Raw genomic sequence first — 6,773 nt, 5'->3', positions numbered from 1 at the left:
TTCGCGGGCCTTGCGCGCGGCTTCGCGGGCGCGGGCGGCTTCCACGATCTTGCCGCAGATGATCTTGGCGTCGTTGGGGTGTTCCAGCAGATAGGTTTTCAGCGCTTCGCTGATCACTTCATTGACCACCGGGCCAATTTCGCTGGAAACCAGTTTGTCCTTGGTCTGGCTGGAGAACTTGGGGTCCGGCAGTTTGACGGACAGCACGCAGGTCAGGCCTTCGCGCATGTCGTCGCCGGAGGTGTCCACCTTGGCCTTTTTGGCCACTTCGGATTCTTCGATGTACTGGTTCAGCGTGCGGGTCATCACCTGGCGCAGCGCGGTCATGTGGGTGCCGCCGTCGCGCTGGGGGATGTTGTTGGTGAAACACTGGACGCTTTCCTGGTAGGAGTCGTTCCACTGCATCGCCACTTCCACGCTCATGCCGTCTTTTTCGCCAATGCCGTAGAACACCTTGGGGTGCAGCACGGTCTTGTTGCGGTTCATGTATTCCACGAAGCCGGCCACGCCGCCGGAGAAGGCGAAGTTTTCTTCCTTGCCGCTGCGCTTGTCTATCAGCTGGATGCCCACGCCCTGGTTGAGGAAGGACAGTTCGCGGATGCGCTTGGCCAGGATGTCAAAGTGAAACTCCACCAGGCCAAAGGTTTCTTCGCTGGCGCGGAAGGTCACTTCCGTGCCGCGGTGGTTGGTGTGGCCGGTCACGGTGAGCGGGGCCACGGCGTCGCCGCGGCGGAATTCCATTTCATGGACTTTGCCGTCGCGCCAGATTTTCAGTTTCAGCCAGTCTGACAGCGCGTTCACCACGGAGACGCCCACGCCGTGCAGGCCGCCGGAGATCTTGTAGCTGTTGCTGTCGAATTTGCCGCCGGCGTGCAGGATGGTCATGATCACTTCCGCCGCCGATCGTCCTTCTTCCGGGTGGATGTCGGTGGGGATGCCCCGGCCGTTGTCTTCCACGGTGATGGAGTTGTCGGGGTTGATGATGACCTTGATGGTGTCGGCATGGCCGGCCAGCGCTTCGTCAATGGCGTTGTCCAGCACTTCAAACACCATGTGGTGCAAGCCGGTGCCGTCCGAGGTGTCGCCAATATACATGCCGGGGCGTTTGCGTACCGCATCCAATCCTTTGAGGACTTTGATGCTATCCGCGCCGTATTCCTGTTCGCTCATCTGCTGCTTTCTATATGGAGAGGGGCCGGGCGGGCCGGGAATGACTCCTGGCGCCGCGCGGCCGGCCTCTGCCGGTCAATCTGAAAATCCGTCGGCCGGGGCGGGGGCTGGGCCTCCGCCGCCGGCGGGCTGCCGGGTGGCCGCCGTCGTCAAATACGCATGGGCATGACGATGTATTTGAAGTTGCTGACGTCCGGGATGGTCACCAGGGTGCTGCGGTTGGAGTCGCCAAACGCCAGTTGCAGGGTGTCCGCCGGCAGGTTGGTCAGCACGTCCATCAGGTAGTTGATGTTGAAGCCGATTTCCAGTTCGCCGCCCTGATAGGCGATTTCCAGTTCTTCTTCCGCTTCTTCCTGCTCGCTGTTGGTGCAGAGAATGGACATGGAGCCGGGCTTGAGCACCAGGCGCACGCCGCGGAATTTTTCGTTGGCCAGGATGGCGGCGCGCTGCAGGGCGTGCAGGAATTCCAGGCGTTCAATCAGGAAGATCTTGTCGTTGTCCAGCGGGATGACGCGGTTGTAGTCCGGGAACTTGCCGTCCACCACTTTGCTGATGATGACGGTGGAGCCAAAGCTGAAGCGCACCTGGTTGGCCAGCACTTCGATATTGATCGGGTCGTCGATGTCCTGCAGCAGCTTGTACAGTTCGATGATGGTCTTGCGCGGCAGGATCACTTCGGACTTGGGCAGGTTGGCTTCCACGTCCGCGCTGGCAAAGGCCAGTCGGTGGCCGTCGGTGGCCACCAGGCGCACTTGGTTGCCGTCGGTCTGCATCAGCAGGCCGTTCAGGTAGTAGCGGATGTCCTGCACCGCCATCGCGTATTGCACCTGGGAGATCAGGCGCTTGAGTTCGCGCTGGCTCAGGCTGAAGCTGGAGTCGCTGGCGCTGCCCACGGACAAGAGCGGGAAGTCGTCTGCCGGCAGGGTTTGCAGGTTGAAGCGGCTCTTGCCGGCTTTCAGGGTCAGGCGGCCGCCGTCCAGTTGTTCCAGGGTCACGGTGGCGTTGCCCGGGATGGCGCGCAGGATGTCCTGCAGCTTCTTGGCGGAGGTGGTCAGGCGGAAGTCTTCGCCCGGCAATTCGTCGCTGCTGGAGGTGGTGATCTGGATTTCCAGGTCCGTGGCCAGGAAGCCCACTTGTCCGCCCTTTTTCTCTATCAGCACATTGGACAGGATGGGCAGGGTGTGACGACGCTCGACAATGCCGGTGACTGCCAGCAGTGGCTTGAGCAGGGCATCGCGTTCGGCTTGCAGGATCAGCATGGGGCGGGCTCCCGTTGGGTGTTTGTGAGTCGGTTCAAGTTAGGCTTCATGGTCTTAGTTACGCAGCATGGCCAGCAGCGTGTCGTAATCGTGGGCGATATCGGCGTCGTTGCCGCGCATTTCGGCAATGGTCTTGCACGCGTGCAGCACGGTGGTGTGGTCGCGGCCGCCAAAGGCGTCGCCGATATTGGGCAGGGACAGCTGGGTCAGTTCCTTGGCCAGCGCCATCGCCACCTGGCGCGGCCGGGCGATGTCGCGACTGCGCTTTTTGCTGTGCATGTCGGACAGCTTGATCTTGTAGTACTCGGCCACGGTTTTCTGGATGGCGTCCACGGTCACCTGGCGGTTGCCGGCGGCCAGGATGTCTTTGAGCGCTTCCTTGACCAGTTCCAGCGAGATGTTCTGATTGGTGAAGCGGGCGTAGGCCACCACGCGCTTGAGCGCGCCTTCCAGTTCGCGCACGTTGGAGCGCACGTTCTGGGCAATGAAGAAGGCCACGTTGTGGTCCAGCTTGATGCTGTCGGCCTCGGCCTTTTTCATCAGAATGGCCACGCGCATTTCCAGCTCCGGCGGCTGGATTTCCACGGTCAGGCCCCAGGAGAAGCGGGAGATCAGCCGCTCTTCCATGCCTTCTATCTGCTTGGGGTAGCTGTCGCAGGTCATGATGACCTGCTTGCCGCCTTCGATCAGCGCGTTGAAGGCGTAGAAGAATTCTTCCTGGGTGCGGTTCTTGCCGGCGAAGAACTGGATGTCGTCGATCAGCAGCAGGTCCAGCGAGTGGTAGTAGCGCTTGAATTCGTCAAAGGCCTTGTGCTGGTAGGCGCGCATGATGTCGGCCACGTAGCGTTCGGCGTGGATGTAGCGGATCTTGGCTTGCGGGTTCTTTTGGAACACATGGTTGCCGATGGCCTGGATCAAGTGGGTCTTACCCAGGCCCACGCCGCCGTAAACAAACAGCGGGTTGTAGGCCTGGTCGCCCGGGTTTTCCGCAATCTGCATGGCCGCGGCGCGCGCCAGCTGGTTGCCCTTGCCGGTCACCAGGGTGTCGAAGGTGAACGAGGGGTTGAGCCGGGTGCTTTCGTGGCTGCCGCCAATGGCCTTGACCGCGGCCTGCTTGGCCTGGGACGGCGCGCTGGGCGCCGGCGTGCTGGGCGTGGGCTTGGCTTTGGCCGGCATCACCGCGGGCGCGGCGGCCGGACGGCCGGCGGGCGCGCCCAGGCGCAGTTCCACCAGGCATTCGCCCACCAGTTCCACCGCCAGTTCTTCAATGCGCGCCAGGAAGCGGTCCTTGATGAACTGCATGATGAAGCGGTTGGGCGCAAATAGCGCGATGCCTTCTTCCGTGGTTTCGGCCGATAGCGGCTTGATCCAGGTATTGAACTGTTGCGAAGACAGTTCGGCCTCCAGGCGGGCCAGGCAGCCAGGCCAAAATTGATCCAGTTCGGTCATTACATATACGCAAGTAAAAGCGAAAAACCCGCTGTCGGCGTTACGGCCAAGCGGCGGGAGAAGCCGCCGCGCCCCGCGCGCGGGGCGGACGACGTGTGTTCGGCATGATTCAAGGCCAGCCGGCAAGCCAAACGCCGCAAGGCGGCGGGCCGGGCGGGCCCCGAGAACCGCTGGCAAAATTCCTGGCTCCAGGCCGCGCCGCGCTTGCGCGGGCGCGCGTGGCGCCAGTGGTCAGGTGCTGAATTTTGGCAGTGGTACTCTGGCGGCGTTCCCGCCCGGCGCGGCCACGCGGGCGGCGTCAGCGGGGCTGGCGGCGCGCGCGTTCAATAATTGCGCAGCGGGCATGGAACGGTAAGCCTTGGCATTCTAACGGTTTTTCTCAAAGTTATCCACAGGTGCTTAGAAAATTCCTCATTGACAAACCGGCGTTTATCCTGTCAAATCACGCGTTTATTTCCGTTTCGAAACAGGAATTCCAATCATGAAGCGTACTTACCAGCCCTCCAATACCCGTCGTAAGCGTACCCACGGCTTTCTGGTCCGCATGAAGACTCGCGGCGGCCGCGCAGTCATCGCCGCTCGCCGTTCCAAAGGCCGCAAGCGTCTGGCCGTATAAGCCATTGTCGGCTTACCGCTTTCGCCGTGCGCACCGGCTATTAAAAACGGATGAGTTCTCATCCGTTTTTAGTTTGCGCTTGTCGCGCAGCAACGCTACGTTCCAGGTGTCGGCCCGCCCCAATGAGTTGGGTCATGCGCGGCTGGGCCTGGTGGTGGGCCGCAAGGTCCACAAGCGGGCCGTGCGTCGCAATTACATCAAGCGCACGGTGCGCGAGTGGTTCCGCCTGAACCGGCAAACGCTGCCGGACATGGACTTCGTGGTCCGCGCCAAGGTGCCTTTCACTCGCGCCGAGCGAACTGAAGTGATCACGGCTTTGTCTTCTCTGTTTGCTAAACTGGCACGATGTCGCGTCTCTTCGTCCTCTTGATCCGTTTTTATCAGCTGGCTATCAGCCCGTGGCTGGCACCGCGTTGCCGCTTCCAGCCCACCTGTTCCAGCTACGCGATCGAGGCGTTGCGAAAGCATGGCGCACTCAAGGGCGGCTGGCTGGCCGCCAAACGCATCGGACGTTGCCACCCTTGGGGCGGCAGCGGCTACGACCCAGTTCCCTGAACTTAAATCCGGTATCGAGAGATGGATTCCAAGCGACTCATAATCTTCATCGTGCTGTCCCTGGGCATCCTGCTAGGTTGGCAGGAATTCTTCGCGCCCAAGCCGACGCCGCAGCAGGTGGCCGCGCAAAAGCAGGCCGCCACGCAGCAGCAGGCCGCCAACAGCGCGTCCCATAACGCCCAGCCAGTGGATTCCAACAAGCTGACTTCCGGCCAGCGCATCCTGGTGAACACCGATGTGCTGAAGGCGGAAATCGACACCGTGGGCGGCGATCTGCGCCAGCTGACGCTGTTGAAGCACGATTCCGCCGTGGACAGCAAAAAGCCGCTTGATCTGCTGACAGACAAGAACGGCCGCGTCTATGTGGCGCAAACCGGCCTGGTGGCCGCCAGCAATCCGGCGCTGCCCACCCACAAAACCGTGTTCACCGCGGAAAAAACCAGCTACGAGCTCTCCGGCGACAAGCTGGAAGTGAAGCTGAGCGCGCCGGAAGCCAATGGCGTGAAGGTCAGCAAGATCTACACCTTCACCAAGGGCAGCTACAAGATCGGCGTGCGTTACGACATCGCCAACGGCGGCGCCGCGCCGCTGGCCGCCACCGCTTACTACCGCCTGCTGCGCGACAGCCAGACCCCGGAAGGCGAAGGCCGCCTGGCCCACACCTTCACCGGCCCGGCGGTATACACCTCGGAAAACAAATTCCAGAAGGTGAGCTTCGATGATCTGGCCAAGGGCAAGGGCGATTACGCCAAGACCGGCAGCGACGGCTGGGTGGCGATGATCCAGCACTACTTCATGTCCGCGTGGATCCTGAAGCCGCTGGACGGCGCCAGCGTGTGCAAGGACGACAAGTCCTGCCGCTTTGAGCTGAAGCAGAGCAACGGCCTGAACTCTGCCGCCGCGCTGGTGGATTACGCCACCATCGCCCCGGGCCAGAGCCTGAGCGTGTCGGTGCCGCTGTTCGCCGGTCCGGAAGAGTACGATGTGATCAGCAAGCTGGCCGATGGCATGGAATACGCCAAGGACTTCGGCATCTTCCACATCTTCGCCTCCCCTCTGTTCTGGCTGCTGACCAAGCTGCACCTGCTGGTGCAGAACTGGGGCTGGGCCATCGTGCTGCTGACGCTGACCGTGAAGGCCATCTTCTACCCGCTGACCGCCGCGTCCTACCGCTCCATGGCCAAGATGAAGGCGCTGGCGCCGCGTCTTGAGCGCATGAAGGAGCAGTACGGCGACGACCGCATGAAGTTCCAGCAGGCGGTGATGGAGATGTACAAGTCCGAGAAGGTGAATCCGCTGGGCGGCTGCCTGCCCATGCTGATCCAGATCCCGGTGTTCATCGGCCTGTACTGGGCGCTGCTGGCTTCGGTCGAGCTGCGCCAGGCGCCGTGGATCCTGTGGTACACCGACTTGGCCCGCCCGGACCCGTTCTATGTGCTGCCGGTGATCATGGCTGCCACCATGTTCCTGCAGACCTTCCTGAACCCGCCGCCGGCGGATCCGATGCAGGCCAAGATGATGAAGATCATGCCGGTGGCCTTCTCGGTGATGTTCTTCTTCTTCCCGTCCGGCCTGGTGCTGTACTACGTGGTCAACAACATCTTGTCGATGGCCCAGCAGTGGCAGATCAACAAGAGCATAGAGAAGAAAAACAAGGCCGCGCTGCAATCCTGATTGCCCGGCGCGCTCTGAACCCCAAACCCGGCCGCATGGCCGGGTTTTTT

General features: G+C 61.9%; 7 protein-coding genes. 4 read left to right on the top strand and 3 right to left on the bottom strand.

Annotation, left to right across the window (positions count from 1 at the left end; all coding sequences use genetic code 11):
- The 3 genes from ACE3QM_RS20260 to dnaA all read right to left on the bottom strand — a co-directional run.
- Window positions 1–1,170: ATP-binding protein (locus ACE3QM_RS20260; RefSeq protein WP_374424417.1), on the bottom strand; the 1,170-nt coding region annotated here is incomplete at its 3' end.
- A 149-nt stretch (window positions 1,171–1,319) separates the two neighbouring features.
- Entirely contained in the window at window positions 1,320–2,429 is a 1,110-nt protein-coding gene (gene dnaN, locus ACE3QM_RS20255; protein WP_374424415.1) for a DNA polymerase III subunit beta, read from the bottom strand.
- Between the two features lie 54 nt (window positions 2,430–2,483).
- Window positions 2,484–3,878, bottom strand: coding sequence for a chromosomal replication initiator protein DnaA (gene dnaA / locus ACE3QM_RS20250; protein ID WP_048408089.1), 1,395 nt, complete (start codon window positions 3,876–3,878; stop codon window positions 2,484–2,486).
- Window positions 3,879–4,359: 481 nt separating this feature from the next.
- Here dnaA and rpmH point away from each other — a divergent pair, with 481 nt between their 5' ends.
- From rpmH to yidC, 4 genes are read left to right on the top strand one after another with little or no spacing between them, the layout of a single operon-like run.
- Window positions 4,360–4,494: a 50S ribosomal protein L34 gene (rpmH, locus tag ACE3QM_RS20245; RefSeq protein WP_048408088.1), complete on the top strand. Its 135-nt coding sequence runs from the start codon at window positions 4,360–4,362 to the stop codon at window positions 4,492–4,494.
- A gap of 4 nt (window positions 4,495–4,498) precedes the next feature.
- Window positions 4,499–4,864 (top strand): ribonuclease P protein component, encoded by a 366-nt coding sequence (gene rnpA, locus ACE3QM_RS20240; RefSeq protein WP_048408087.1) that lies wholly within the window; start codon window positions 4,499–4,501, stop codon window positions 4,862–4,864.
- Window positions 4,840–5,049, top strand: a complete 210-nt coding sequence (gene yidD / locus ACE3QM_RS20235; RefSeq protein WP_082150824.1) for a membrane protein insertion efficiency factor YidD — start codon at window positions 4,840–4,842, stop codon at window positions 5,047–5,049. Before rnpA ends, yidD begins: the two co-directional genes overlap by 25 nt.
- A 21-nt stretch (window positions 5,050–5,070) precedes the next feature.
- Window positions 5,071–6,723, top strand: coding sequence for a membrane protein insertase YidC (gene yidC, locus ACE3QM_RS20230; RefSeq protein ID WP_048408086.1), 1,653 nt, complete (start codon window positions 5,071–5,073; stop codon window positions 6,721–6,723).
- Window positions 6,724–6,773: the final 50 nt, after the last annotated feature.

Origin of the sequence: Chromobacterium sp. (assembly GCF_041912965.1) — a bacterium.
GTDB lineage: Bacteria > Pseudomonadota > Gammaproteobacteria > Burkholderiales > Chromobacteriaceae > Chromobacterium > Chromobacterium aquaticum.
The sequence above is the reverse complement of the archived record's forward strand: the minus strand, read 5'-3'. Positions and strand labels throughout refer to the sequence as shown.

Coding starts and splice junctions, on each gene's coding strand:
- dnaN (WP_374424415.1), bottom strand. CDS start 2,429: ATGCTGATCCTGCAAGCCGAACGCGATGCCCTGCTCAAGCCACTGCTG.
- dnaA (WP_048408089.1), bottom strand. CDS start 3,878: ATGACCGAACTGGATCAATTTTGGCCTGGCTGCCTGGCCCGCCTGGAG.
- rpmH (WP_048408088.1), top strand. CDS start 4,360: ATGAAGCGTACTTACCAGCCCTCCAATACCCGTCGTAAGCGTACCCAC.
- yidD (WP_082150824.1), top strand. CDS start 4,840: ATGTCGCGTCTCTTCGTCCTCTTGATCCGTTTTTATCAGCTGGCTATC.
- yidC (WP_048408086.1), top strand. CDS start 5,071: ATGGATTCCAAGCGACTCATAATCTTCATCGTGCTGTCCCTGGGCATC.